The organism is Pontivivens ytuae (assembly GCF_015679265.1).
Taxonomy (GTDB): domain Bacteria; phylum Pseudomonadota; class Alphaproteobacteria; order Rhodobacterales; family Rhodobacteraceae; genus Pontivivens; species Pontivivens ytuae.
In genome coordinates this window covers 4,088,276-4,113,665 of the sequence record NZ_CP064942.1, presented here as the reverse complement: position 1 = coordinate 4,113,665, position 25,390 = coordinate 4,088,276, and the positions used below count along the sequence as shown (strand labels likewise).

Here is a 25,390-nt window from a genome sequence, read left to right as displayed (position 1 = left end):
CTCAGTCGGGATTCCGCTTTTGACCGTTGCCGAGGCCGCAGGGCCTGTGGACAGACCTCCGGGGATTGATCGCGATCAATCAGGCGGAGTCGCGGCTTCCTACCCTTCGGACATCCCAACACCGTTTTTCCCAGGAGGTGCCGCCCATGCCCTATGATCTTCCCAAGGTGATGAAGGCGGCGGTGGTGCCGCGGCTCGGTGCTCCGCTGGAGCTGCGCGAGGTGCCGGTGCCGGAGGTAGGCCCGGGCGAGGTGCTGGTGCGGGTGCGCGCCTCCGGCGTCTGCCACACCGACCTGCACGCGGCCGATGGTGACTGGCCCGTGAAGCCCGAGCCGCCCTTCATTCCGGGGCATGAGGGCGTGGGCGAGGTCGCGGCGCTTGGGGCGGGCGTCACGCATCTCAAGGAGGGTGACCGGGTCGGCGTGCCGTGGCTGCACACCGCCTGCGGGCGCTGCGCCCATTGCTCCGGCGGGTGGGAGACGCTGTGCGAGAGCCAGCAGAACACCGGATATTCCGTCGATGGTGGCTATGCGGAATTCGTGCGGGCCGATGCCAATTTCGTGGGGCAGATCCCGGCGGGGCTCGACTTCGGGCCCGCCTCGCCGGTGCTTTGCGCCGGGGTCACCGTCTACAAAGGGTTGAAGGAGACGGAGGTGCGCCCCGGCCAGTGGGTCGCGATCTCCGGCATCGGCGGGCTTGGCCACATGGCGGTGCAGTATGCCAAGGCGATGGGGATGCAGGTCATCGCGGTGGACGTGGCCCCCGACAAGCTGAAGCTGGCGCAGAAGCTTGGCGCGGACGAGGTGATCAACGCGGCCGAGGTCGATCCGGTGGCCGAGGTCGAAAAGCAGATCGGCGGGGTGCACGGGGCGCTCGTGACCGCGGTCAGCACCGCGGCCTTCGCGCAGGCCGTGGGGATGCTGCGGCGGCACGGCACCATGTCGCTGGTCGGCCTGCCGCCGGGCAGCTTTCCACTGCCGATCTTCGAGGTGGTGCTGAAGCGGCTGACGATCCGGGGCTCCATTGTCGGCACGCGCCTCGATCTGACCGAGGCGCTGTCCTTCGCCGCCGACGGCCGGGTGAACACGACCTTCACCTGGGACAAGCTGGAGAACATCAACGCTGTCTTCGACCGGATGCGCCAGGGCACCATCGACGGCCGCGTGGTGCTGGAGATCTGAGGCACCCCCCCGTGCGCGGCGGAGCGGCTCAGGTGGACAGAAGCACCGGCCGCTCCGCCTTCCTCATCAGCTCCAGCGTCACGGCGCCGATAACGAAGTCGAAGAGGCGGGAATGGCCGAAGGCGCCGGTGGCGATCAGGTCGGCGCCACGCTCGAACGCCTCCTGCAACAGGCACTCCGCGATGGACTGGCCATCCTGGGCGCGGCGCACCACCTCGGCCTTGAAGCCGTGGCGCGACAGCGTGCGTGCGAGCTCCGTCGCAAGGCTGTCTGACTGGTCGAGGCTGCCGGTGACGGTGACGATGTAGACCTCCGCCCCCTCCTGCAGCAGCGGGCGGACGTCGTGGACGGCGCGCGCCGCCTCGCGGGTCGAGCTCCAGCCGATGACGACGCTCTTGCCGATCTCCGGATCCTTCAGCTTGGGCGGGATCAGCAGGACAGGTCGGCCGCTTTCGCGGATCATGCGCTCCTGCACGTAGGGCTGGTCGTCGCGGTCGCCGTCGCCACCCGCGCGGGCCATGACGACGAGGTCGGAAGTGCGCGCGGCCTCGATCATGCGGTCGGGGCTGGCGGCGGCCTCGGTCTTGATCTCCCGCCATTCGGAGGTGAACGTCTCGCCCCTCAGCCGCTCGTCGAAGAGGGTGCGCACGACCTGTGCACGCTCGCGCTGGGCGGTGGTGAAGGTGGTCTGGACGGTCTCCGGCACGTGCACGGCGATGCCGGGATAGATCACCATCGCCTCCAGCGTGTGCAGGCCGATCAGGTGCGCGTCGGTGCGGCGGGCGAGGGCGGCGGCGGGGCTGAGGACCGTGTGGGCCTGGCCCTCCGTCGACAGGCAGCTCAGGATGGTGCGAAGGGGCATGGCGTCCTCCCGTTCAGGGTTGTGGCATGTGGGAACAGATCGCGGCGGCTGCGGTCCGGCGTGCGGTGTCGAGTACGCGCGGCAGCTCGCGAGCCGCGTCGATCGGCGTCCAGTCGCTCGGGCCGGGGTCGCGGGCGAGCTGCATGTCGAGCACGCGGGCATCGGCATCCGAGGCGTCGCCGTTGCGCGCCGCGATGCGGGCATGCAGGGTTTTGGGCGGTGCCGTCAGCCACATGCCGCAGAAGGGCACGTGTGCTGCACGAGCCAGCGCCTCGGTCTCCGCCCGGTTGGCGATGTCGAGATGGGTGGTGTCGAGGATCACGGCGTGCCCGGCGGCGAGGCAGCGCGCGGCGCGGGCATGGAGCCGGGCTTGCACGGCGGCGTTCGCCTCCGGCGTATAGGCCTCGTCGCCCAGACGGTGCAGCGGCGGGACGCCGAAATGCGCCTTGCGCTCGAGATCGGCACTCAGATGCACCGCGCCGGGCAGGGGGCCGAGATCGGGGGCGAGCGCGCGGGCGACGGCGGTCTTGCCCACGCCCGAGAGCCCGCCGACGGCGATCAGGCAGGCAGGCGGCGTCTCCAGCGCACGCAGGGCGAGGGCGAGGTGGCGGCGCGCGTCCTGCGGCTGGTGCCCGCCAAGGCGCGCGGTCTGCACGTCGACCATGGCCCGGATCGCCGCGCGGATCGCGATGAAGAGGGGTAGGGCGGCGAGGCCCTGCTCATCCTCCATCGACCGCGTCGCGCCGAGCCAGGCGTTGAAGGTCCGGTTCGCGGCGAGCGGGAGGCCCTGCACCAGAAGGTCCATCAGCAGGAAGGCGAGGTCGTAGAGAACGTCGCAGGTGCCCAGCGTCTCGTCGAATTCCAGCGCATCGAAGGGGACGGGCACGCCGTTGATCATCACGATGTTGCGCAGGTGCAGGTCGCCATGCGCGCGCCGCACCCGGCCCGCGCGCGCCCGGCGGCGCAGGAGCGGCGCGAGCTGGCCGAAGCTAAGCCGCGAGCGCGTGCGCAGGTCGGCGAGCATGTCCTCGTCCAGCATGTCGGCCATGTCGCCGAACGCTGCGTCGAGCTCGTCGAGGATCTCCACGATCAGGGTCGCGCCGTCGGCCTCGCGCACCGGGCAGGTGGCGTGGTAGCGCGCCACGACCTCGCCCAGCCGCTCGGCCAGGGCGCCATCGAGGCGACCGCGCATCGCGATTGAGGAGAGCTCGTCCTCCGCCGGGAAGCGGTGCATGCGCAGGACCCAGTCCACGGGCGCGCCCTTGCCGGCGAGGGCGAGGGTGCCGGCCTCGTCGCGCGTCACGGGCACAAGATCGCGGTAGATCTGCGGCGCGTGGCGGGCGTTGAGCTCCAACTCGCGCGCAAGGGCGGAGCGGCGGCGGTCGGGCGTGGAAAAATCGAGGTAGTCGTATTTCACGGGGCGCTTCGTCTTCAGCGCCTCGCCCTCGCGCAGGAAGATCCGGGCCGCGTGTGTCTCCACGATCCGGTCGGCGCCGTCGCTCAGAAAGGCGATGATGGCGTCCTCGTCGGATCCGTTGGAAGAGGGCGGCGCGGCGGGCTTTGTTTGCTCCATGGCCCTGAGTCTGGCGCAGCGGCTCTGCGCGCGCCTTGAGCGGGATCAAATCACGGCCTCCCCCTTGATCCGATGATCGCGCGGCGCGACGCTGGGACAGGACATGGAGCAGGGAGGACGAGATGAAGGATCTGAGCGAGCTGCCCATCGACATGAGCCAGCATGCGGAGGTCGAGGCATTCTTCGATCCCGCGACGAACACGATCAGCTACATCGTGCGCGATCCGGGCAGCAGCGCCTGCGCGGTGATCGACAGCGTGATGGACATCGACTACGCCGCGGGGCGGATCGCCTTCACCCACGCGGATGCGTTGATCGAGCATATCCGGGCGCAGGGCCTCGACCTGCAATGGCTGATCGAGACCCATGTGCACGCCGATCATCTGTCCGCCGCCCCCTATATTCAGGAGCGGCTGGGCGGCAGGATCGGGATCGGGCAGGGCATCGTCGCGGTGCAGGAAACCTTCGGCAAGATCTTCAACGAGGGGACCGAGTTCCAGCGCGACGGCTCGCAGTTCGATCGGCTCTTCGCCGATGGCGATACTTACGAGATCGGCGGGCTGACCGCCGTCGCCCTCCACACGCCGGGCCATACGCCCGCCTGCATGACCCATGTGATCGGCGACGCGGCCTTCGTCGGCGACACGCTCTTCATGCCCGATGGCGGCACGGCGCGGGCGGATTTTCCGGGCGGCGATGCGGGCGAGCTCTACGACTCCATCCAGCGGATCCTGTCGCTGCCCGACGCCATGCGGCTCTTCATGTGCCACGATTACGGCCCCGGAGGACGCGACATCGCGTGGGAGACGACGGTGGCAGAGGAGCGCGCGTCGAACATCCACGTGGGCGAGGGCCGCAGCCGAGAGGCCTTCATCGAGATGCGGGAGGCGCGCGACGCGACACTGCCGGTCCCGAAGCTCATCATCCCGTCGCTCCAGGTGAACATGAAGGGCGGTCAGTTGCCGGAGCCCGAGGCCGATGGCGTGCGCTACATGAAGGTGCCGCTCGACCGGCTGTGATCACGCGGCGTGGTCCTGATCCGCAACCATGCTAGACCTAGAGGCAGGCCCGCCATCCCGGCGCCGCCTGCCGGAGCGGGAGGACGCGCTGCCGAAATCCGATCACATCCGAAGGCGAACGCCGACCGATGGCTCGCTGCTGGATCTCATCATCCAGACGGCGCCCGACGCGGTGGTCACGGTCGACGATGACGGGCACATCCTCAGCTTCAGCCCCGCGGCCGAGCGCATCTTCGGCTATGACGAGGACGAGGTACTGGGCCGCAACGTGAACTGCCTGATGCCCGAGCCCTATCGCAGCGAACACGACGACTACATGCGCCACTACCGCGAGACGCAGGAGAAGCGGATCATCGGCATCGGGCGGGAGGTGCGGGCCCAGCGCAAGAGCGGGGAGATCTTCGCGGCCGAGCTCGCAGTGGGCGAGCTGCAATTCGGACGCGAGCGGATCTTCACCGGCTTCATCCGCGACATCAGCGACCGGGTGGAGGCCGAACGGCGCGCGCGGGAGCTGCAGCGCACGCTCGACAAGGTCTCCCGCCTGCAGATGCTGGGCGAGATGTCGTCCGCCATCGCGCACGAGATCAACCAGCCGCTGACCGCGATCTCCAACTACGCGCGGGCGGCCCAGCGGACCGTCAAGGCGGAGGAGCCGGACCTTGCGGCCCTCACCCGGCAGGTTGAGGCGATCGCGGAGCAGGCCCTCCGCGCGGGCGAGATCGTGAAGCGGATGCGCATGATGGTCGAGCGGGGCCGCGCCGACATCCGGCCCGACGACATCAACGACATCATCGTGGAGGCAGTGCGCGCCGTGCGCGCGACCGAGGATCGCGACGGGCCTCAGGTCGCACTCGACCTGCGCCAGGACCTGCCGCCGGTGCTCGCCGACCGCATCCAGATCCAGCAGGTGCTCGTGAACCTGCTCACCAATGCCTACGAGGCGATGGAGGAGGCGCGGGAGACGCCGGTGCAGGTGAGCTCCGCCCCGCATCTCGACCCCGGGCGGATCGAGCTTCGCGCCGGTGCCAACCAGTCGGAGATCGTGGTCAGCGTGCGCGACACCGGGCCGGGCCTGACGGTGGAGATGATGGAGCGGATGTTCGACCCGCTCGTGACCACCAAGGAACGCGGCCTCGGCATCGGCCTCGCCGTCTGCCGCAGCATCGTGGAGGCGCATGACGGTCGGATCTGGGCCGCGAACGCGCCCGGCGGCGGGGCGGAGATCCGCTTCACCCTTCCCACGGCGGGCACGTGATGCAGGGCGCACCGGTCGGCATTGTCGAGGATGACGGGGCGGTTGCAGCCTCGCTCGCGGCCCTTTTGGGCGCCTGGGGTTTCGAGGCGGAGCTCTTCGAGGACGGGGAGACGTTCCTCGCTGCCGCCGCACCGGGCCGCTGGGCCTGCGTGCTCCTCGACGTGCGGTTGCCGGGCGATGACGGGCTGAGCGTGATGAAGGCGTTTCGCGGCGTGGAGCGGCACATCCCGGTCATCATCATGACCGGCCATGGCGACATCTCGATGGCGGTCCATGCCCTGAAGGAGGGCGCGCAGGACTTCATCGAAAAGCCGTTTGACGACGAGGATCTCGTCCGCCGCCTGCGCACCGCCATCGCCCGTACGCCCGAGGGCGCGGATTGCGCCGCGCGCCTCGCCCGCCTCACCCCGCGGGAGACCGACGTGATGCGCGAGGTCGTGGCGGGCCATCCCAACAAGATCATCGCCCACCGCCTCGGCGTCAGTCCCAAAACGGTCGAGCTGCACCGCGCGCGGGTGATGAGCAAGACGGGGGCGAAGAGCCTCTCCCACCTCGTGCGCATGGCGCTGAAGGCGGGGATCGATCCGGACGGTGACGCGCAGATCTGAGGGGCGCCGCCTGGTCACTCCGGGCGGGGCCAGGCGGCGTGGGAGACACTGGTCCAGTCCGGCGCGCGGCGGAAGCGTTGGCCACAGATCGGGCACGCCATCGTGCGGCCGGGCGGCAGGCGCAGGGCGATCACCGCATGGGTCCGAGTGAGCCGCCCGCGACAGCGGACGGTGCCGCTGCGCACGATCTTCACCCGCTCCTGCTTCTTCATGGCTCGCCCCGCCGCGCGCGGTCGGAGGCGGATTGCCAGGGCGGCGCCTCGCCTCCGCGCGGCACGGGCAGGGCCGTCCGGCGGGCGCGGCTCAGGCGACGGCGGCGCAGGCGGATGAGGCTGAGGAGCACGCGCAACACGCCGCGGCGCCTTGCTGCGGGCCGCCTGTCGCCCGTCTCGCGGCGGGCGCCGGTGCTGTGCTCCGGGTCGATCACGGGCTCTCTCCTGCACCCGTGTCGGACGGGTGTAGGCCCATAGTGGCGGGGCGGCGCGACCGAGGTCTTGAGGCAGGTCAAAGGCCGGATATCAAGGCCGAAGCAAGACCTTCGGCGTCGCGACCCGACGCTCGGCAAGGTCGGTGAAGGCCTGTGCGCCGTCGTCGAGCGCACGCACTTCGTAGAGCCCCTCGACCGGCAACCGCCCGTCGAAGATCGCGGCGGCGGTCGCGGCGAAATCGGCGGCGGTGTAGGTGTAGGTGCCGAAGAAGGTGATCTCCTGCAACGTGGCGCGGCGCGGGTCGAAGCCGCCGGTGCCGCCGCCGAGCCCGATATGGGCGATCACGCCGCCGGGGCGCACATGGGCGAAGGCGGCCGCGCGTGTGGCATCGATGCCGACGCCGTCGATGACGAGATCGGCTTCCACCGCCGCGTCCGACAGCTTCGCGGGCAGGTCGGCAAGGCGCGCGCGGCGCTCGGCATGGGGCTCCACCAGCATGATCCGTCCGGCGCCGTGGGCGTGCAGCGCGAGGGCGGCCCCGGCACCGATCGCGCCACCGCCGAGGACGAGGCATTCGGCGCGTCCCAGATCGAGGAGCCGCCCGGCCAGCCGCACCGCATGCCAGCCACAGGCGAGCGGTTCGGCCAGCGCCGCTGCCTCCAGCGACACATCGTCTGGCACGTCGATCAGGTTGCGCTCGGGTACCGCGACGGCCTCGGCGAACCCACCGGGCCGCGGCGGCATGGAGAGGATCTGGCGGTCGGGGCAGAGGTTATCGCGTCCGCTCCGGCAATAGGTGCACACACCGCAGGTCACCAGCGGGTTCACCGTCACGCGCCTGCCCTGATAGGTGCCTGCGATCTCGTGGCCCAGCACCAGCGGGGCGGGGCGGCGGTCGTCGTGCCCGGCCCAGGCGTGCATGTCCGAGCCGCAGATGCCGCAGAACGCGACCTCCACCGACGGGGCCTGCGGGGGCGGCACCTCGCGCAGTTGCAGGGTGTTGGGGCCGGTATAGACGAGCGCCTTCATTTCGCGGTGAAGCCTCCGTCCACATGCAGCACCTGGCCCGTGACGTAGCGCGATGCCTCGGACGCGAGGAAGAGCGCGGGGCCGGTCAGATCCTCCATCTCGCCGTTCCGCCCGATTGCGGTTTGTGCGGCGTTGCGCGCCGCCCGCTCGGGGTCTGAGAAGACGGGGCCGGTGAGCTCGGTCGGAAAGAATCCGGGGGCGATGGCGTTGGCGGTGATGCTCTGCGGCGACCATGCCTCGGCCATGGCGCGGGTGAGCTGCGCGATCCCGCCTTTCGACGCGCCATAGGCCATGGAGTTGGGGAACGCGCGGGAGGATTGCAGCGAGGCGAAATTCACGATGCGCCCCCAGCCGCCCATCCCCGGCACCAGCGCGCGGGCGAGGAAGAACGGCACGTCGAGGTTGATGGCGAGCGTCGCGCGCCAGCTCTCTGCACTGATGTCGTCCCAAGGCTGGCGGAAATTGACGCCAGCGGCGTTGAACAGGATCTGCGGGGGACCGTGATGCGCTGCCAGCGCCTCGGCGAAACCATCCCAGTCCGCGACCCCGGACAGGTCGGCCGGGTGGGCGGTTATCCCCGCGCCCAGCCCGGCCAGCGCGTCAGGCCGCCGTGCGACGGCGACGACCTTGGCTCCGGCCCGCACCAGAGCCTGCGCAAGATGTGCTCCGATCCCGGACGATGCGCCGGTGACCACCGCCACCCGGCCCGTGAGATCGAAGAGATCGCTCATCCCGTGGCGGAGAGGTCGAAGTTCTCGCCCGGGAAGTACTTGGCGAGGCGGATGTCTGCGGTGCGTGCGTGACCCTCCATCCCCTCCAGCCGGCTGATCCGGGCGCAGGCCTGCGCGATGTCGCGATTGGCCTCGCGCGTGGATTTCTGCCAGGTCACGGTCTTGATGAACTTGCCGACCGAGAGACCCCCAGTGTAATGCGCGGCCCCCTTTGTGGGCAGCACGTGGTTGGGGCCGGAGACCTTGTCGCCATAGGCCACCGTCGTCTCCTCACCCAGGAACAGCGAGCCGTAGTTGGAGAGGTTGGCGAGCCACCAGTCGAGGTCGTCCGCCTGGATCTGGAGGTGTTCGGAGGCGTATTCGTCGCTGACGCGCACCGCCTCGTCTCGGCCATCGCACAGGATGATCTCGCCATACTCGTCCCAGGCCTTCTCCGCGTTCTCGCGGTTGAGACCGGGCAGGTCGGCGATCTGCTTGGGGACGAGCCGCGCCACCTCCTCGGCCAGCGCGCGGTCGGTGGAGATCAGCCAGACCGGCGAGTTGTAGCCGTGCTCGGCCTGACCCACGAGGTCGGCGGCGACCACCTCCGGATCGGCGCTCGCATCGGCGATCACCATGCTTTCGGTGGGCCCCGCGAACATGTCGATGCCGACGCGGCCGAAGAGGATGCGCTTCGCTTCGGCCACGAACTGGTTGCCGGGGCCGGCCAGCACCCGCGCGGGTGGCGTGCCGAAGAGGCCGAAGGTCATGGCGGCGATGCCCTGCACCCCGCCGAGATTGAGGATCGTGTCCGCCCCGCAGGCGTCGAGCGCGTAGAGCACCGCCGGGTGCATCCCGTCGGCATCGCGCGGCGGCGAACAGGCGGAGACGTGGCCGACCCCGGCCACCTTCGCCGTGGTTACGGTCATGATTGCGCTCGCGACGTGGGAATAGCGGCCCCCGGGAGCGTAGCAGCCCGCGGCACTGACCGGGATCTGCTTCTGCCCGGCGATCAGGCCCGGCAGCACCTCGTACTCGGTGTCGACCAGCGCGTCGCGCTGCGCCTCGGCGAAGCGGCGGACGTTGTCGCGGGCGAAGCGGATGTCGTCCTTGAGCTTGTCGCTCACCTTGTCGGCCGCCGCGGCGCGGGCCTCGGCCCCCACCACGATCTCGCCTTCATACTTGTCGAATTTCGCGGCATAGGCGCGGGCGGCATCCTCGCCGCCCGCTTCGATCTCGTCGAGGATGGCCTGCACCGTGTCGCGCACGTCGCGCTCCCCGGTCGCTGCGGTCTTCGCGGCCTTCTTCAGATATTCCATCCTCTTGGATCTCCTACACTTCTGGCGTCACTCGCCGTTGGCAAAGGCAGCCAGTTCCGGCGTGTCCGCCACCAGCTGCATGTATTGCGGGTCGATGAAGGTCGCGGCGTCCAGCTCGCTCTCCAGCGTCCCGGTCGAGGTCATGTAGCCGCCCAGTCCGTTAAACCACTGCACCGCTTCCGGGTTGTCGCCCGTCAACAGGCCCAGCTGTTCGTCGAGGGTGAACATCGGCCGCGTGTCGATCTCGCGCTGCAGGTACTGCTCCGGCAGCTCCACGCCCGTGAGCGCGTAGAAATCGGCCATCATCGAGACCGCTTCGTCGTTGTTGTCGCGGATCCATTGTACTCCGCGCAGGAAGACGGCGAGGAAGCGGGCGACCATCTCCGGGTTTTCCTCGGCATAGTCGCGTCGGGCGATCAGCGCGCCGGGCACGATGGCGCCCGCGTCCTGACCGGAGCAGAGGAGCTCGGCCCCCGCACGCTCCTCCAGCGTGTAGATGTTGGGCGCCCAGAGGCCCGCCATGGCGCCGGTGCCGGTCGCGAAGGCGGAGATGATCTCCTGCTGGTTCAGGTTCACCACCTCGACGTCATCGGGATAGGTCAGCCCGAAGCTCTCGATACACGCCGCGGAGGCATACTCGCCGGTGGAGTTGGTGGTGACGAGGAGCTGCTGCCCGCGCAGGGCCTCCGCCGGATCGGCGCGGACGGCCTCGGCATCGTCGCCGCGGACCATCATGGCGTTGCCCGCACTCTCGTTGTTCGTGATGCCGATCGTCACGATGTCGAAGCGGGCAGCGCCCAAAACGGCCGGGGCCGAGCCGGTACCGCCTACGTCCCAGTCACCCGCCGCGGCGGCCGCGACCTGTGGGGCGCCGGAGGGGAAGGTGGAGTAGTTCGGGCCAAGGCCCACCTCGTCCCACCAGCCCATCTGGTCCGCCACGTAGAACGGCAGCGCCCAGTAGAGCGCGGGCTGGTAGCTCACGTTGATGTCGTCCTGCGCCGTCGCAGGCACGGCAAGGGCGGTGGCCGAGGCCAGGGCCGCCAGAGTCATGCGTAGTTTCATCGCGTAGTCTCCCTTGTTGGTCGTTAGCGGTCGTCGCCCATCTCTTCCCGCAGCAGACGCCAGACCTGCCCGCGCAGATGCGTGAAGCTCGGCATCTCCATCACGTCGTCGATGGGTTCTTCGGACCATCCCTCGCTCTCACGCGTCGAGGTGACCTCGATCACCTCCTTGATGCGGCCAGGGTTGCGGCCCATCACCACCACGCGGTCGGCCAGATACACGGCCTCTTCCACCGAGTGGGTGATGAACAAAACGGTGCGCGGGTTCACATGGGAGAGGCGCACCAGCTCTTCCTGCATGATCGTTCGGGTCTGCGCGTCGAGCGCGCCGAAGGGTTCGTCCATCAGGAGCACGCCCGGCTCGGTCGCGTAGCTGCGCGCGATGGCGACCCGCTGCTGCATCCCGCCCGAAAGCTGGTGAGGGTAGGACTGCTCCGTCCCCTCCATCTTCATCAGCGTGAGGTAATGGTCGACGGCGTCGTCCCGCTCCTTCTTCGACGCGCCGCGGGAGCGCATGCCGAAGGTGATGTTCTCGTAGACCGTCTTCCACGGGAAGAGCGCGAATTGCTGGAAGACAACGGCGCGGTCGGGGCCGGGACCTGTGACCTTCTTCGACGCCACGCGGACCTCGCCCTCGGTCGGCGTTTCCAGCCCCGCCACCATGCGCATCAGTGTGGTCTTGCCGCAGCCCGAGGGCCCGACGACGGAGATGAATTCTTTGTCCTTCACCTCGAAATCGATGCCGCCGATGGCGACGAAGGGCTTGCCGCCGCGGCCGAAGACCTTGGTCACTCCGTCGAAGATGATGTCGCTCATGCGCCCTCCCACTTGGCCCGGACGCGCGCCTCCACGAAGCGCAGCGCGTAGTCGATAGCGAGGCCCGTCAGGCCGATCACCAGCATTGCCGTCATCACGGTGGACGGGCTCAGGTTGGACTGGCCCTGCACCATCACGTAGCCGATGCCGGACGAGACCACGATCAGCTCCGCGCCGATCAGCGATTGCCAGCCGAGGCCCGCGGCGATGCGCAGGCCTGCGGTGATCGAGGGCAGGGCGCCGGGCAGCAGCACCTCCCGCGCGATGCGGAACTCGCTCGCACCATGGGTCTGCGCCGCCTCGATCAGATGCATGTCGACGAGCCGCGCGCCGCGATAGGCGTTGATTACGCAAGGCGCGAAGGCCCCGGTGAAGATCACCATGATCGGCCCGCCGATGCCCGTCCCGAACCAGAGTGCCGCGAACGGCACCCAGGCGAGCGGGGCGACGTAGCGATAGCCCTCGAAGAGCGGGGTGATGATGTCCTCCAGGAGCCGGAACCGCCCCATCATCAGGCCGAGCGGCACGCCGATGATCGCGGCGAGCGCGAAGCCGCCCATGAAGCGGCCAAAGCTCGACAGGAGGTGCTCCTGAAGCGTGAAGCCCGCGAAGGGGCGGCCCATCAGGGTGATCGTGCGGTCGATGACCTCGATGGGCGAGGGCAGGACGAAGTTGGAGACGAGACCGGCGGACACCACGCCCTGCCAGACCCCGAAGAACAGGACCAGACCCGCGACGGACCAGGGCCAGAGGGGGCCATGCTCCTGCCGCATCAGACGGTCCTCCAGCGGATCACGCGCTTTTCCACCTGCGCGAGCAGCCGGGTCGTGAGAGCGCCCGCCACCGCGATGCAGACCATCGCCACCAGGATCATCGCCGTGTTCACGTCGCGATAGGCGGTCTGCAGCACGCGGCCGAGGCCGAGGAACGCGCCGACGAGCTCGGCCGCGACCAGCGTCGTCCAGCTCGCCTGAAGGGACAGCCGCAGCCCGGTGAAGATCATCGGGGCGGCGTCGGGCAGGTAGACTTCCCGGATCAGCCGACCGGTGCCCGCGCCATGGACGCGCGCGGCCTCCACCAGCGTCTTCTTCACGTTGCGCGTGCCGGTATAGGTGTTGATGACGGAGGGCACGAAGGCGGAGACGAAGATCACCATGATCTTCGACGCGTCGCTCAGCCCCAGCCAGACGATGGCGAGCGGGATCCAGGCGAGCGGCGGGATGGGCCGCAAGAGCAGGAAGACGGGGTTGAAGAACGCCTCCGCTCGCTTGTCGTAGCCCATGATGAAGCCGAGCGGCACGCCCACGGCGATCGCGGTCAGAAAGCCGGTGACGACCAGCCACAGGCTTTGCAGCGTCTGCTCGACGAGGGTGCCGCCCGCATAGCCGTCGAAGGCCAGTCGGCCGAAGGCGGCCACGAAGCCCTCGGGCGTCGGAAAGCGGAACTCGTTCACGAAGCCCGTGACGCTGGTCAGCAGGTACCAGATCAGCAGGACGGCCACGATGGTCAGCATCCCCGTCAGGGAGGACCGCGTGACGAACCGCCCCCAGGGTGTCCGCTTCTCCGTGGCGCCTGTGAGCATGAAATCTCCGTTGTATGCGCTTACATCGTCACTGTAAGCGTGTACAATCGAGTCGGGCAAGGGTTATCTTCGGCGTCCACGTTGCAGGGGATTTGGCATTTGTCACGGCAGGTTACACAGCTCGACGTTGCGCGAAGGGCGGGGGTCTCAACCGCCACGGTGAGTCGGGTGCTCAACGGATCGGACCTGGTGCGCGACGATGTGCGCACCCGGGTCGAGGCCGCGATGACCGAGCTCGGCTACATTCCGGACGTCGCGGCGCAGAGCCTCGCGACCCGCCGGTCCCGCACGCTCGGCGCGATCATCCCGACGCTGAAGAACGCGATCTTCGCCGAAGGGGTGAACGCGCTGGAGGAGGCGGCGCGCGGGCGCGGCTACACGCTGCTCATCGCGATCTCCAACTACGATCCGGAGCTGGAGACGGAGCTCATCCGCCGCATGATCGAGCGGGGTGTCGACGGCCTGATGCTGGTGGGCAACCACCGCGCGCCCGCGGCGCAGGACCTGCTGAAGAAGACCGGCCTGCTGCATGTCTGCGGATGGAGCTTCGATCCGCAGCCGGGCACGGCCAATGTCGGCTTCGACAACGGCGCGGCCATGCATCCGCTGGTCGATCACCTCGTCGAGCGTGGCCACCGCGAGATCGCCATGCTGGCCGCGAACACGCAGGCCAATGACCGCGCGCGGGACCGGGTCGCGGGCGTCCGTGCGCGGCTCGTCCACCATGGACTGGAACTGCGCTCCGACCGCCTGGCCGAGGTCGCCTACTCGATCCGCGATGCGCGCGCGGCACTGCCCCGGCTGCTCGCGACGAAGCCCACGGCGGTGATCTGCGGCAACGACACCATCGCGCTCGGCGCTATTCTCGCAGCGCAGTCGGCCGGGGTGCGGATCCCGCAGGATCTCGCCGTGACCGGCTTCGACAACCTCACGCTCTCGGCCGAGATGTCGCCGGCGCTCACCACCATGCATGTCCCCGCCGTCGAGATGGGCGAGCTGATCGCCGCGGCCCTGATCGACGCGGTGGAGGGCGAGACGCCGCCCCCCTCCCACAAGCTCACCCCCCGCCTGATCGTGCGGGAGACCACGATGGAGCCCGCCCTATGAAGCGTTTCGCCGGCAGCTTCACCCAGCAGGAGGCCCTGCCCGAGGAGGCGATCGCCGCCGCCGTCGAGGTCATGCGCAGCGGCCGCCTGCACCGCTACAACGTCGCCCCGGGGGAAAGTGGCGCGGCCGCGCGACTGGAGCGGGCCTATGCGGAGTGGCAGGGCGTGCCCTATTGCCTCGCCGTGACCTCGGGCGGGCAAGCGATGCAGATCGCCCTGCGCGCGGTCGGGGTGCGGCCAGGCGATGCGGTGCTGACCAACGGCTTCACCCTCGCCCCCGTGCCCGGTGCGATCGCGGCGGTCGGCGGGCGGCCCGTGCTCGTCGAGATCACCGAGGATCTGGTGATCGACCTCGACGACCTCGCGGCGAAGGCGGGGCAGGCGCGGGTGCTGCTGCTCTCGCACATGCGCGGGCATCTCGCGGACATGGACGCGCTGATGAAGGTGGCGGAGGCCCACGATCTGACGGTGATCGAGGACTGTGCACACACCATGGGCGCGCGCTGGAACAACACGCTCAGCGGCAATTTCGGGCGCATCGCGTGCTTCTCGACCCAGACATACAAGCACATGAACTCCGGCGAGGGCGGGTTCCTCACCAGCCGCGATCCGGAGGTGATGGCGCGGGCGGTGATGCTCTCGGGCTCCTACATGCTCTACGGGCGGCACGGGGCGGCGCCGGGGCCGGAGGCCTTCGCCGACGTGGCACTCGACACGCCAAACATGTCGGCACGCATGGACAACCTGCGCGCGGCGATCCTGCTGCCGCAGCTCGCCCAGCTGGACGCCAATGTGAGCCGCTGGGTGGAGCGGGAGGCCGCGGTGCGCGAGGAGCTCGCCCGCAGCCCCGCGATCCGCCTGCCGGAGGCCCCGGCGGCCGCCTTGCGGGTCGGCAGCTCGATCCAGTTTCAGGTCGAGGGCGTGGCGCCCGAAGATCTGCTCGCCCGTGCCGCCGAGCGGGGGGTGGAGCTCAAGTGGTTCGGTGCCCAGCACCCGGCGGGCTTCACCTCCGCCCATCGAAGCTGGCGCTACATCGCCCCGCAGGACCTGCCGCGGACCGATGCGATCCTTGCGACGCTGATGGACATGCGGCTGCCGCTCACCTTCTCCGTCCCCGAATGCCGGGAGATCGGGGCCCTGATCGTGGACGCGGTCGAGGCCCGCTGACCTCACGTCCGTGACCGCGAGTTGATACGGGTCAAAGTCCGGTCCCCGCGAAAGGCGCATCCCTTGGTCGAAGCGATCAGGAGAGTTGCGATGAAACGCCTTGCCCTGCGGGCCCTTATGACCCTCGCCATCCTCTGCACGCCACCTGCAGCGGTGGCCGACCAGACGGAAACCCAGCTTGGCCAGGACCGGTTCGTTGCCGGGGGCCGGGTCGAGCAGACCGATACGATCTCCGGCGACCTGCTGATCGCGGGCGCGCGGACCCGCGTCTCGGGCACGGTGGCCGAGGATCTCTACGCCAGCGCGTTTTCCGTCGATATCCCTGCGCGGGTCGCGGGCGACATTGTCGCTGCCGGTGGACAGGTGGTGCTGAGCGGCGCGGCTGGGCGCGATGCGCTGCTCGCCGGCATGTCGATCACCGTCGACACGGATGCGAGCGTGAACGGCAGCCTGCGCGTCTTCGCCGGGTCCGCCACGCTGCGCGGCACCATCGGAGGGACGCTCTTCGTCTCCGCCGGAGAGGTCCATCTCGACGGGCCGGTCTCGGGCGATGTGCTGATCAACGCCGCCGACGTCACCTTCGGCTCCGATGCCCGGATCGACGGCACGCTGATGCTGTCGACGCCCCAGCAGGTCGCCGTCCCGACCGAGGTCGTGCCCGCGGGCCGCATCACCTATGTGGATTTCGATGCGGAGAACTGGCCCGATCTTGACGAGATGGGGTGGGAGGGGCTGCCCGAAGGGCCGTCCACCTTCGCGATCATCGGCGGCTATCTCGTGACGCTCGGCTTCCTGCTGGCGCTGGGGGCCACGTTCCTCGCCCTCGTGCCGCAGCGGGTGGCGGTGATGCGGCGCATGGCGCTGAACCGGCCGTGGCTGACGGTGCTGCTGGGGGCCATCGGCTTCTCGACGCTGGTGGGCCTGATCCCGATCTCGGCCATGAGCGTGATCGGCATTCCGCTGGTGCCCATCGCGCTGCTCGGCGTCGTGCTGGGCTGGGTGCTCGGCTACCTACTCGGCGCCTACGTGATCGCCATGGCGCTGGCGCGGGCCGGGGGCCTCGGCGACACGCCGTCGCTGCCCGCGCGCATCGCGGTGCTGGCGGGTGCCATCACGGGGGCCGCGCTGTTGAACTTCATCCCGGTGATCGGCTGGGTCGCGAACTTCGCCATCGTCTTCTTCGGCGTCGGCGCGCTGACCGAAGGGGTGCTGCGCGCGGCCATGCCCGGCGTCGATCCCGACGAACATGACGAGATGATGGAGCCGAAGGAGGGGCGCCCGGCATGAAGGACCTCACGATCCCGCCCGATGCCATGCGCACGATGATCCAGCAGCTTCGCGCGCTGGGTGCTGGCGAAGACCTGACGGTGGAGGAGGGCACCGACCTGCGCCGCAACGAGCTGCAGGCCGAAATCGCCTCCCTCGACCGGGACCAGCAGCACGAACTGGTGGCGCTCCTCTGGGTCGGCCGCGGTGATTTCAGCGAGGACGAGTGGGAGGAGGCGGTGGCCCTCGCCGAGGATCGCCACACCGGCCCCTGCTTCGACTACATCATCGCCCAGCCGCTCGCCGCGGACGAGATCGCGGCGGGGCTGGAGGAGATCGGGCACGACCACCTCCTGCTCGACGGCGACTACTGAGCGGAGCCGGAGAGCGGGCGCCCGTTGACTCCGCCCGCGCCCTGTCTAGCTCAGAGGAGCCGGGGCAGGCGGACCTGCCGCCTCGGCCCCATTGACCGAGCAGGAGCGCCGCATGACCAACGACACCACGGCGATCGAGGGCGCGCGCCAGTCGGTCAGTGCCACCGATCCCTACGCACGGGAGCAGCAGACCTTCCCGGTTCTGACCGACGACCAGATCGCGCGGCTCTCCGATTACGGCGTCGCCGAGGACATGGACGCGGGCACGATCCTGTTCGAGCGTGGACAGCGCGGCGTCGACTTCTTCGTCGTGCTCGAGGGCAGCGTCGAGATCTACGACCTCGACGACGAGGGCGATCCGGTCATCATCACCGTCCACGGGCGGCACCAGTTCACCGGCGAGCTCGACCTCTTTAATAAGCGCACGATCCTCGTGGGCGGGCGCACCGGCGGGCCGAGCCGCCTCTTGCGCCTCACCCGCGAGCAGTTCCGCCGGATGGCGAGCACCGAGCAGGACATCGGCGAGATCGTGATGCGCGCCTTCATCCTGCGCCGCACCGCCTTCATCGTGCATTCGGAGGCCGGTGTGACGTTGCTCGGCCGCGGCAATGACCGGGATCTGTTGCGCATCAACCGCTTCCTGATGCGCAACGGCTACCCGGTCGAGCGGCTGGAGCCCGACAGCGAGGCGGCGCGCCGGTTCGTCGGCGACAGCGGTTTCGATCCCGACGCGGGGCCGGTGGTGCGCACGCCCGACGGCGACGTCTTCTTCAACCCCACCACGTCGGAGCTCGCCGACCGGCTCGGCCTGACCGAGGAGCTCGACCCCGATCACGTCTACGACCTCGCGGTGGTGGGTGCGGGGCCTGCGGGACTCTCGGCCTGTGTCTATGGAGCGTCCGAGGCGCTCGACACCATCGTGATCGAGGCGGAGGCGCCGGGCGGGCAGGCGGGCACGAGCTCGCGGATCGAGAACTATCTGGGCTTTCCCACCGGCATCTCGGGCCAGGCGCTTGCGGGCCGGGCCTGGATCCAGGGTCAGAAATTCGGCGCGAAGTTCGCCATCGCGCACAACGCCTCCAGCATCCGGCGCGACGGCGATATCGTGACCGTCACGACAGAGACACGCTGCGATATCCGCGCCCGCGCCGTGATCCTCGCGTGCGGGGCGACGTACCGGAGCATCGCCCTCGACGATTACGAGAAATACGAGGGGCAGAGCATACACTACGCCGCCACGGCACTCGAGGCGCAGTTCTGCGCGGGCACCGACGTGGTCGTGGTGGGCGGCGGCAACTCGGCGGGGCAGGCGGCGGTCTTCCTGTCGGCCCACGCGAAGCACGTCCACATGCTGGTGCGCGGGCCGAGCCTTGCCGCGAGCATGTCCGACTACCTCGTCAGCCGCATTGAGGAGTCGCGCCGCATCACGCTCCACACCAATGCCGAGCTCACCGCCCTGCACGGCGACCGCATCCTGCAGCGGGCCACCTGGTCCACCAAGACGGGCGATACGGTGACGCGGGATGTCAGCAACATCTTCGTCATGATCGGCGCGGTGCCGAACACCGCCTGGATGGACGATTGCGTGGAGCTCGACGAGAAGGGCTTCGTCGTCACGGGCCGCGACGGCTCCTCCCCGTTCCAGACTTCGGTCCCGGGCATCTTCGCCGTGGGCGACGTGCGCTCGGGCTCGGTCAAGCGCGTGGCCTCCGGCGTCGGCGAGGGCTCGGTCTGCATCAGCGCCGTCCACGCCTTCCTCGCGGAGCTGAACGGGTAGACAGCTCCGCTCAGAACCGCCAGTCGTAGCTCAGGGAGGCGCCGTAGGCCTCATAGCCCGACTGCCCGATCCCGTCGAAGAAGCCCGAGACGCTCAGCCCGCCCGGCAGCAGCGTGTGCGTCTCGGCAGAGAGGTTGAGCCGTGCCCGCCCGCCGTCCTGTGGCGGCACCACGCCGCGCGCGGCTCCCGTCGCGTCCGTGCGCGCATGGATCGCCGCGATCCCGGTCCCGAAGGTCCACCGCTGGGTGTTGATGTCGACGGGCACCGAGATGTCGAGGCCCGCCGCGACCTCGCGGGTCGAGACCGACTGGCCCGGCACCCGCGTCCCTTGCGCGTTCTCGTAGGGCTGCTGCTCGTCCTCGGCATAGGCGGCGGAGAGGCTGGGGACCAGCGTGAACGCCTCGACGCCAAGCTCGCCTGCAACACGGACCATGGCGAGGAAACGGTCCGTGTCGAACGTGTCGGTGAAGGTGCCGAAGGGTGTCGTCTCGTTCCGGCTCTCCCCCCACAGAGTGCGCGCCTCGTAATAGAGCGGCTGGCCGGGAAGCTTGCCGATCAGGTAGGGGCCGGCGAGCCAGCCGGTGCCCTCCGTCTCCGCCTCGCCATCCTCGGTGCGCATGTGGTCGAGCTGAAGCATGAGGCCCGGCCGCAGGTTGGGGCCGAGGTCGAGATGCGCGCCGACGGCCGCCAGCACATGGTCGCCCTCCGTGTCGTCCGATGTCGTGCGCGAGCCGCTCACCCGGACCCACGTGTCGCCATCGCCGCGGGAGACGAAGCTGAAATAGGCCTCGCCCGGCACCGCACCGAAGTCGAATGAGCCCGCATTGCACGCCCCCGACATGAGGCAGATCGTGCCGGGTTGGTTGGCGATGAGCTGCGTCGTGCGGCCTGCGATGAAGTCCGCGATGACCTCCTGCGTCTCCACCACGATGCGGTCGTCGGTGGACAAGACGGCCGAGGCGAGGTTGCCGTTGCCCGCCGCGTCGACGGCGACGCCCGCGGGAACCTGAAGCGTCACGCTGCCTGTTCCGCCCGCTGTGACCTGCGCCGTGTAGGAGCTGCCCGAGCCTGTGAGGCCGGTCACGGTGGCGTTCACAGCGTTGATGTCGCCCAAGGTGAAGCCCGTGACGGCCTCCGAGAAGGTGATGTCCACCGCGAAGCTCACAGGTCCGCGGATCTCGGCCGGCGCGCCGCTGATCGCGACCGTGGGGCCAGTAGCGTCGAGCGTGAAGGAAACGCTGTTGTTCGCATCCGCCCCGTCCGCGTTGAAGTTGCCGACGGAGTCCGAGAACACTCCGCTGCCGACCGACACGCCCGGCGCTCCGCTGCCATCCGCGGTGAAGGTCGCCGAGTAGGAGGTACCGGAGCCGGAAAAGCCGTTCAGTGCGCCCCCGCTGACCTGCACGTCGCCTGCCGTGAAGTCGGTGGAGCTGACACTCAGCGTGAAGGTCACCGGCGCGGTCTGTCCCGGTCCAAGCGTGCCGCCGCTGGTGCTCAGCGCGATGGTCGGCGTCGCGGTGCTTGCCGTCGCGGTCAGCGCCGCGGGAGGAGAGGACGCCGCCACGCAGCCGCTATCGGCGTCTTCGACGGTGCCGCGTCTCAACCCGATGGACACCGCACCATCGGCCAGCGGACGCACCGCCACCGTATAGTTCGTACCCGACCCGCTGATGCCGTCGACGGCGAGGTTCGTCAGGTCGAAATCACCCGCTGTGAGCCCGGTGACGGCTTCCGAGAAGGAAAGCGTCAGGCTCGCGCCCGTGCCCGGCAATGGATCCGACAGCCCGGTGAAAGTCGTCACCTCCGCATGTGTGTTGTCCACCAGGATCGTGTCCGTTGCGGTGTCGGACAGCCCCGTCGTCCCGTCGGTCACCGTCAGGCGCGCCGTAAAGGAGCCCTCGAGTGTGTAGGTGTTAACGGGATTCCGGAGTGCCGACCCCTTCCCGTCTCCGAAATCCCAGGACCAGGACGGCGATGCGCCAAGGTTGCTGCTGTTATCCGTGAAGAACACGTTGTGCCCGATCTCGCAGCCGACCAGTGGATTGGCCGTGAAGTCGGCGATGGGCTGCGCTGCGCCCACGTGCGGCGACAGCCCTGCCAGCGCACAGATCCCAGCGACGGCGCAGCCGCGCAGGAGGCGTGCAGGTCGCCGCACGCGTATCATTCCGAACATGAGAAGATTCCGTTGTCCCCACCTATCCCACGGGACAGGCTGGCGCCATGCGCCCACGGCTGGTTTCGCTCGTTAGATCAAAGCGCTGTCCCACAGTCTTGCCTGCACGCCTGCGCGGCGGACGCCAAGTCCCCAATTGGGGACTGCCAGCGGATTTCCGCTCATTGTGCCTTTGTCAGGATCCCCCGGCGGTCCGGTGGCGGGATCCGGTAGGGCACGCCCGCGGCCGCGCAGAGCAGCCAGTCCCACTCCGCATAGATGAAGGCATGGCCGCGTCCTGGAAGCTCCGTGAGTTCGGCTCGCGCGGCCTTGCGGGCCAGCGCCCGGGCGCCCTCCAGCGGATTGACCCGGTCTTCGGCGCCGTGGAAGAGGTGGAGCGGCACGGTGAGCTCCGACAGGTCGAAGTCGAGCGGTTGGGCGACGATCCGGTATTCCTGCACGATCCCGTCCATCCCGCCCGCGATGCGCTCCTCCAGCATGGCGCGGGAGCGGGGACGGATGTCGGGCGACATCAGGATCGCCTCCTCGTGCGGGCACTTCGCGCGGGCCGCGGCCTGGTCGGCATAGTTGTCGATGTTCTGGAGGATGGACTTCGTGACGAAGGGGATCACCCGGCGCAGCAGGCCGGGCCAGCGCCGCCCGATCATCTGGGAGACCTGGTAGAAGAAATCGCGATCGCGCCAGTCTGGAGCCACGAAATCCGGATAGCAGACCGAAGCGAGCACGACGCGATCCACGCGCTTCTGCAGTCCCGCAGCCGCGCCAAGTGCTGCGACCGAGCCGTAGGAGTAGGAGAGGAGCGAAAACCGGTCGATCCCCATCGCGTCGCAGACCAGCTGCACCTCCTCCGCATGGTCGAGCGCGCCGGTCATGGGCCGGAAGCTCGACCCGAACATGCCGGGGCGACAGGGCAGCACCAGCCGTGCGCCGATCCGGTCGAGGAGTGGCAGATAGCGCTCAGGATAGGCCAGAAGATCGAGCGCGCCGCCCGACAGCGCATCGAGATGCACGATCGGATAGGCATCCTCCCGGCCGAGCACAAAGACCTCGATCTGGCCACCATCGGGCCGCTGGATCAGGCGGCGGATCTGGGATGCGGGTTCCGCGGCGCGGTCGCCGCGCAGCATCAGCGCCGGGTTGAGCACGAGCATCCGCAACAGCTCCGCCTGACCGCTGACGCCGGCCTCCAGGCAGATCGCCTTGAAATAAGTGCGCGCCGTCTCGTAACTGAGGTTCTGCTCGTCGGCCGCCCGGCGCAGGTTGGCGTGGCGCAAGAAGCTCTCCAGCAGGGCGCGCTGCGAGGGTCGGAGCGACAGGTCGTGGGCAACGGCCGCCGCCATGCCCTCGACACCCTGAGTGAAGCTGATCCGGGCGGAGGCGACCTCCGGCGGCAGGCCAAGTTCGCGCACTCGATCGGGCCCGAAGAAGAAGCCGTGCTCGGGCGCCGGATCGCGCGGGCCATCGAGCTTCGGCACCGCCTCGGCGTGGCCCAACGTGTCGATCCGGCGCCCGTCATGGCCGAAGAGCTCGACCCGCAGCGCCAGTGATCTCATCAGCCGATCCTGCAGATCGCCCCGCTCCTGCAGACGCACGATCCGTTCGGAGATCTGGAGACCTTTGGCAAAGTGGACCTGCAGATCGTGCAGCGCGTCCGGCGCGACCTCACCCTCTTCGAATGCCTCGTAAATCCGCAGCACCGTCTCCGGCCACAGCGAGTTGTCGATGGCGGTGTCGTAGATCAGGTGTATCAAGTCGGAGTTCAGCTCGGCTTTCGAGGCGCCGGACGACGGTAGGTCGGTGTCAGCCATCGGCGCACCGGGCCGGTCGGATGCGCAGTGCCAGTTGCCCCGATGTCATGTGAGTGTCGCTCCAGGCCAGTGTTTCTGCTGCCATTCCATCGGAAGTCGCATTTTGCATCAAGATCTTATCTGCTTTCGGCGGACGGGGCTGCATGCCGCCATCATCTTTATCGTGCTGCGGATTGCCGGGACACGTCAGAGGCCCTGGCTCGTGAACCTTTCCGCCTGTTCCGGCCACTCACGACCATGGCGACGCCTGTCGCGTGTTTTGAAGCGGGAGAGTGGGCATGGTTTCGGAAAGGGATTTGGGCAGTTTCGGTTGCGATACGAGGTGCGTCGCGGACGACCGGTGGTCGGGGAGCCGACACGGTGACTGTGGTGCCGCCCTGCGGGCCCCCTCATGAAGCTTCTGCCCGCCTCGATCCTCGCCACTTCCATCGCCATCGCGCCGGCCGTCTGGCATGTCTCGCAGACGCGCCTCGCGCCGCCACCCCCGCCTGAGATCGGGCTGAGGGATGTCGAGGCGGAGCTTGTGACCCTGCGCACCGAGGTCGCCCAGCTTCGCGCCCGGATCGACGGGCTCGACGCGCGCACGTCGCTCGGCCTGCTGAACCCCACCCGCGCGCCGGAGCCGGAGCCGCAGGCCCCCGCCGCCTCCGACACGTTGCAGGATGCCTTCGCTCAGGTCGTGCTGATCGCCGACCGCCGCTCGGCTAACGAGGGTCTGACGGTGGCGCGCCCTGCCTTTCTGGAGGAGCTCTTCGGCCTGCCGCGCGAGGATCTCAACGACGAGTGCCAGCCACTGACCAACCCCACGCTGACCGCCCTGATCGCGACCGAGGATGTGGGGCCGATCCGGGCGCGGCTGATCCGGCCCGCGCTGGTCTCGCTGCGCCAGGTCTTCGCCAACGTGCAGGTCTTCGAGCCGGAGCTTTACGAGCGGATCGAGAGTGCCGGCTCACTCTGCGTCCGCCGGATCCGGGGGGCGGAGCGGGCGGCCTCCGCCCATGCCTACGGGCTGGCGGTGGATATCAATATCGACGGCGTGCTCGACGAGCTGGCCGACGGCAAGACGCAGCTCGGCCTCATTCTGCTTGCCGACTTCTTCAAGCGCGAGGGCTGGGTCTGGGGGGCCGGGTTCGGGCGCGAGGACTCCATGCATTTCGAGGTGAGCCGCGAGAAGCTGGAGCAGTGGCGTCGTCTCGGCGAGATCTGACGCTGCCCTTCGCCCAGCCCCTCAGGCGCAGGGGCACAGGCTGCACATGTCGAACGGATCGACCTCCAGCGCCATCTGGAACGAACCCTGAAGCGCCATCACCACGTTCATGAACGGCGCGATGGCGAGCCGCGGCGGGGTGAAGCTCGCCCCGGCGAAGGCGGTGTTCATCGAGCCGGCCACGCTCTCCCCCAGCCGGATGTCCTCCATCGGCGGCAGCAGCTCCAGCTTCTCGTTGAGCGTGAGCGCCATCAGCGCGTCCGGCAGCGGGATCGGCAGCGCGAAATGACCCCAGCGCGACAGCATCATCCGGATGGGCCCGAGGGTCGACGGGTTGAGGTTCTCGCCGAACGCCTCCTCGATCGTGGCGAGGGATTGCAGCGCCAGCGCCAGTTTCTGCAGCATCGGCAGCGAGATCGCGAGGTGCGGCGGCGTGAGCTTTGCAAGGCCCTGCAACCGGTTCTGCAGGGCCGAGACTGCGCCCGGATCGCCCAGCGGTGGCAGGTTCAGCGTCTCGTTGAGCTGCATCAGCGGCGGCAGCCCGGCCATCAGCTTTGCCATGTGCAGCTTCGGCCGGGTCAGCGCGAAGTTGTAGCTGTTGACCCGCGGCCCCGCGATCTCCTCGGGAAACGCGCTCAGGGTGAAGGGGTCGAGGCCGAGGGCGCGCAGGTCCAGCACCAGCCGCGCAACGATGGCGAAGTTGATCAGCGGCTGGATCTTCAGCGTCGTCAGCCAGCCAAGGCGCGGCCAGACGTTGCGCGTGATGCTGGCGGCGGCCTGCTCCATCTGGAATTCCAGCATCGGCAGGTCGTCGAGCGTGAAGCTGCCCGACATCATCGAGAGCATCATGCTCATCTGCATCATCGGCCCGCCGAAGAGGCTCATATGCGGCAGCACCACCGGGTCGAAGCCAGTGGCGATCTGCATGTCGAGCCGGTCGTCGGGCGCGATGGCCGGCAGTGCCACGGCGAGCTTCATCGTCAGCGGCGCGGGCGGCAGGACCGGGACCGCGGCCATGTTGAAACGGTTGCGCGCCTCGTCGGCGGGGACGGTGCAGAAACAGGTCATC

24 protein-coding genes are annotated in these 25,390 nt (G+C 69.1%); 10 read left to right on the top strand and 14 right to left on the bottom strand.

The genetic code is table 11. From position 1 onward, the window contains the following. Positions 1-146 precede the first annotated feature (146 nt). Positions 147-1,181, top strand: a complete 1,035-nt coding sequence (gene adhP / locus I0K15_RS20530; protein ID WP_196103334.1) for an alcohol dehydrogenase AdhP — start codon at positions 147-149, stop codon at positions 1,179-1,181. Positions 1,182-1,209: 28 nt separating this feature from the next. Here the strand turns inward: adhP and I0K15_RS20525 are convergent, their stop codons facing one another. Both I0K15_RS20525 and I0K15_RS20520 read right to left on the bottom strand, forming a co-directional pair. Further along, complete coding sequence (locus tag I0K15_RS20525; RefSeq protein ID WP_196103333.1) at positions 1,210-2,043, bottom strand: universal stress protein; 834 nt, start codon at positions 2,041-2,043, stop codon at positions 1,210-1,212. 13 nt (positions 2,044-2,056) lie between these two features. After that, complete coding sequence (locus tag I0K15_RS20520) at positions 2,057-3,616, bottom strand: bifunctional aminoglycoside phosphotransferase/ATP-binding protein (RefSeq protein WP_196103332.1); 1,560 nt, start codon at positions 3,614-3,616, stop codon at positions 2,057-2,059. Positions 3,617-3,738: 122 nt separating this feature from the next. On the opposite strand from I0K15_RS20520, the gene I0K15_RS20515 reads away from it, so the two are divergent. Genes I0K15_RS20515 through I0K15_RS20505 form a run of 3 tightly spaced genes read left to right on the top strand, consistent with a single transcriptional unit; the run spans position 3,739 to position 6,498 of the window. Next, positions 3,739-4,635 (top strand): MBL fold metallo-hydrolase, encoded by an 897-nt coding sequence (locus tag I0K15_RS20515; protein WP_230374204.1) that lies wholly within the window; start codon positions 3,739-3,741, stop codon positions 4,633-4,635. Positions 4,636-4,663: 28 nt separating this feature from the next. Further along, positions 4,664-5,890, top strand: a complete 1,227-nt coding sequence (locus I0K15_RS20510; protein WP_196103331.1) for a two-component system sensor histidine kinase NtrB — start codon at positions 4,664-4,666, stop codon at positions 5,888-5,890. Further along, complete coding sequence (locus tag I0K15_RS20505) at positions 5,890-6,498, top strand: response regulator transcription factor (RefSeq protein WP_196103330.1); 609 nt, start codon at positions 5,890-5,892, stop codon at positions 6,496-6,498. The genes I0K15_RS20510 and I0K15_RS20505 overlap by 1 nt, the downstream gene beginning before the upstream one ends. 14 nt (positions 6,499-6,512) lie before the next feature. Here the strand turns inward: I0K15_RS20505 and I0K15_RS20500 are convergent, their stop codons facing one another. From I0K15_RS20500 to I0K15_RS20460, 9 genes are all read right to left on the bottom strand, one after another. After that, on the bottom strand, positions 6,513-6,710 hold the full coding sequence (locus I0K15_RS20500) for a hypothetical protein (protein ID WP_196103329.1): 198 nt from the start codon (positions 6,708-6,710) through the stop codon (positions 6,513-6,515). Beyond that, positions 6,707-6,925, bottom strand: a complete 219-nt coding sequence (locus I0K15_RS20495) for a hypothetical protein (protein ID WP_196103328.1) — start codon at positions 6,923-6,925, stop codon at positions 6,707-6,709. The genes I0K15_RS20500 and I0K15_RS20495 overlap by 4 nt, the downstream gene beginning before the upstream one ends. Before the next feature lie 91 nt (positions 6,926-7,016). Further along, entirely contained in the window at positions 7,017-7,955 is a 939-nt protein-coding gene (locus tag I0K15_RS20490) for an alcohol dehydrogenase catalytic domain-containing protein (RefSeq protein WP_196103327.1), read from the bottom strand. Continuing rightward, complete coding sequence (locus I0K15_RS20485; RefSeq protein WP_196103326.1) at positions 7,952-8,686, bottom strand: SDR family NAD(P)-dependent oxidoreductase; 735 nt, start codon at positions 8,684-8,686, stop codon at positions 7,952-7,954. The genes I0K15_RS20490 and I0K15_RS20485 overlap by 4 nt, the downstream gene beginning before the upstream one ends. After that, positions 8,683-9,984: a histidinol dehydrogenase gene (hisD, locus tag I0K15_RS20480; RefSeq protein ID WP_196103325.1), complete on the bottom strand. Its 1,302-nt coding sequence runs from the start codon at positions 9,982-9,984 to the stop codon at positions 8,683-8,685. The genes I0K15_RS20485 and hisD overlap by 4 nt, the downstream gene beginning before the upstream one ends. A 27-nt stretch (positions 9,985-10,011) precedes the next feature. Continuing rightward, positions 10,012-11,046, bottom strand: a complete 1,035-nt coding sequence (locus tag I0K15_RS20475; protein ID WP_196103324.1) for an ABC transporter substrate-binding protein — start codon at positions 11,044-11,046, stop codon at positions 10,012-10,014. Positions 11,047-11,069: 23 nt separating this feature from the next. Further along, positions 11,070-11,861, bottom strand: a complete 792-nt coding sequence (locus I0K15_RS20470; protein WP_196103323.1) for an ABC transporter ATP-binding protein — start codon at positions 11,859-11,861, stop codon at positions 11,070-11,072. Then, the gene (locus I0K15_RS20465) at positions 11,858-12,634 is read right to left on the bottom strand and encodes an ABC transporter permease (protein ID WP_196103322.1); all 777 of its coding nucleotides are present in this window, start codon (positions 12,632-12,634) and stop codon (positions 11,858-11,860) included. The genes I0K15_RS20470 and I0K15_RS20465 overlap by 4 nt, the downstream gene beginning before the upstream one ends. Further along, entirely contained in the window at positions 12,634-13,443 is an 810-nt protein-coding gene (locus tag I0K15_RS20460; RefSeq protein WP_196103321.1) for an ABC transporter permease, read from the bottom strand. Before I0K15_RS20460 ends, I0K15_RS20465 begins: the two co-directional genes overlap by 1 nt. Before the next feature lie 168 nt (positions 13,444-13,611). Between I0K15_RS20460 and I0K15_RS20455 the strand changes: the two genes are divergently transcribed. From I0K15_RS20455 to I0K15_RS20435, 5 genes are all read left to right on the top strand, one after another. Continuing rightward, entirely contained in the window at positions 13,612-14,550 is a 939-nt protein-coding gene (locus I0K15_RS20455; protein ID WP_230374203.1) for a LacI family DNA-binding transcriptional regulator, read from the top strand. Further along, positions 14,547-15,716 carry a DegT/DnrJ/EryC1/StrS family aminotransferase gene (locus I0K15_RS20450; RefSeq protein ID WP_196103319.1) on the top strand — a complete coding sequence of 390 codons (1,170 nt, stop codon included), beginning with the start codon at positions 14,547-14,549 and terminating at the stop codon, positions 15,714-15,716. Before I0K15_RS20455 ends, I0K15_RS20450 begins: the two co-directional genes overlap by 4 nt. Positions 15,717-15,806: 90 nt before the next feature. Further along, on the top strand, positions 15,807-17,003 hold the full coding sequence (locus I0K15_RS20445; RefSeq protein WP_196103318.1) for a hypothetical protein: 1,197 nt from the start codon (positions 15,807-15,809) through the stop codon (positions 17,001-17,003). Further along, positions 17,000-17,356, top strand: a complete 357-nt coding sequence (locus I0K15_RS20440) for a DUF3775 domain-containing protein (protein WP_196103317.1) — start codon at positions 17,000-17,002, stop codon at positions 17,354-17,356. The genes I0K15_RS20445 and I0K15_RS20440 overlap by 4 nt, the downstream gene beginning before the upstream one ends. A 112-nt stretch (positions 17,357-17,468) precedes the next feature. Beyond that, on the top strand, positions 17,469-19,133 hold the full coding sequence (locus tag I0K15_RS20435) for an FAD-dependent oxidoreductase (protein ID WP_196103316.1): 1,665 nt from the start codon (positions 17,469-17,471) through the stop codon (positions 19,131-19,133). 10 nt (positions 19,134-19,143) lie between these two features. Here the strand turns inward: I0K15_RS20435 and I0K15_RS20430 are convergent, their stop codons facing one another. After that, positions 19,144-21,306, bottom strand: a complete 2,163-nt coding sequence (locus I0K15_RS20430; protein WP_196103315.1) for an Ig-like domain-containing protein — start codon at positions 21,304-21,306, stop codon at positions 19,144-19,146. Positions 21,307-21,467: 161 nt separating this feature from the next. Then, on the bottom strand, positions 21,468-23,114 hold the full coding sequence (locus I0K15_RS20425; RefSeq protein ID WP_196103314.1) for a bifunctional helix-turn-helix transcriptional regulator/alpha/beta hydrolase: 1,647 nt from the start codon (positions 23,112-23,114) through the stop codon (positions 21,468-21,470). 391 nt (positions 23,115-23,505) lie between these two features. On the opposite strand from I0K15_RS20425, the gene I0K15_RS20420 reads away from it, so the two are divergent. After that, a complete protein-coding gene (locus I0K15_RS20420; RefSeq protein WP_196103313.1) occupies positions 23,506-24,321 on the top strand; it encodes a M15 family metallopeptidase in 816 nt (271 codons plus the stop codon). Positions 24,322-24,342: 21 nt separating this feature from the next. Here the strand turns inward: I0K15_RS20420 and I0K15_RS20415 are convergent, their stop codons facing one another. After that, a complete protein-coding gene (locus tag I0K15_RS20415; protein ID WP_196103312.1) occupies positions 24,343-25,389 on the bottom strand; it encodes a hypothetical protein in 1,047 nt (348 codons plus the stop codon). Between the last annotated feature and the right edge of the window lies 1 nt (position 25,390).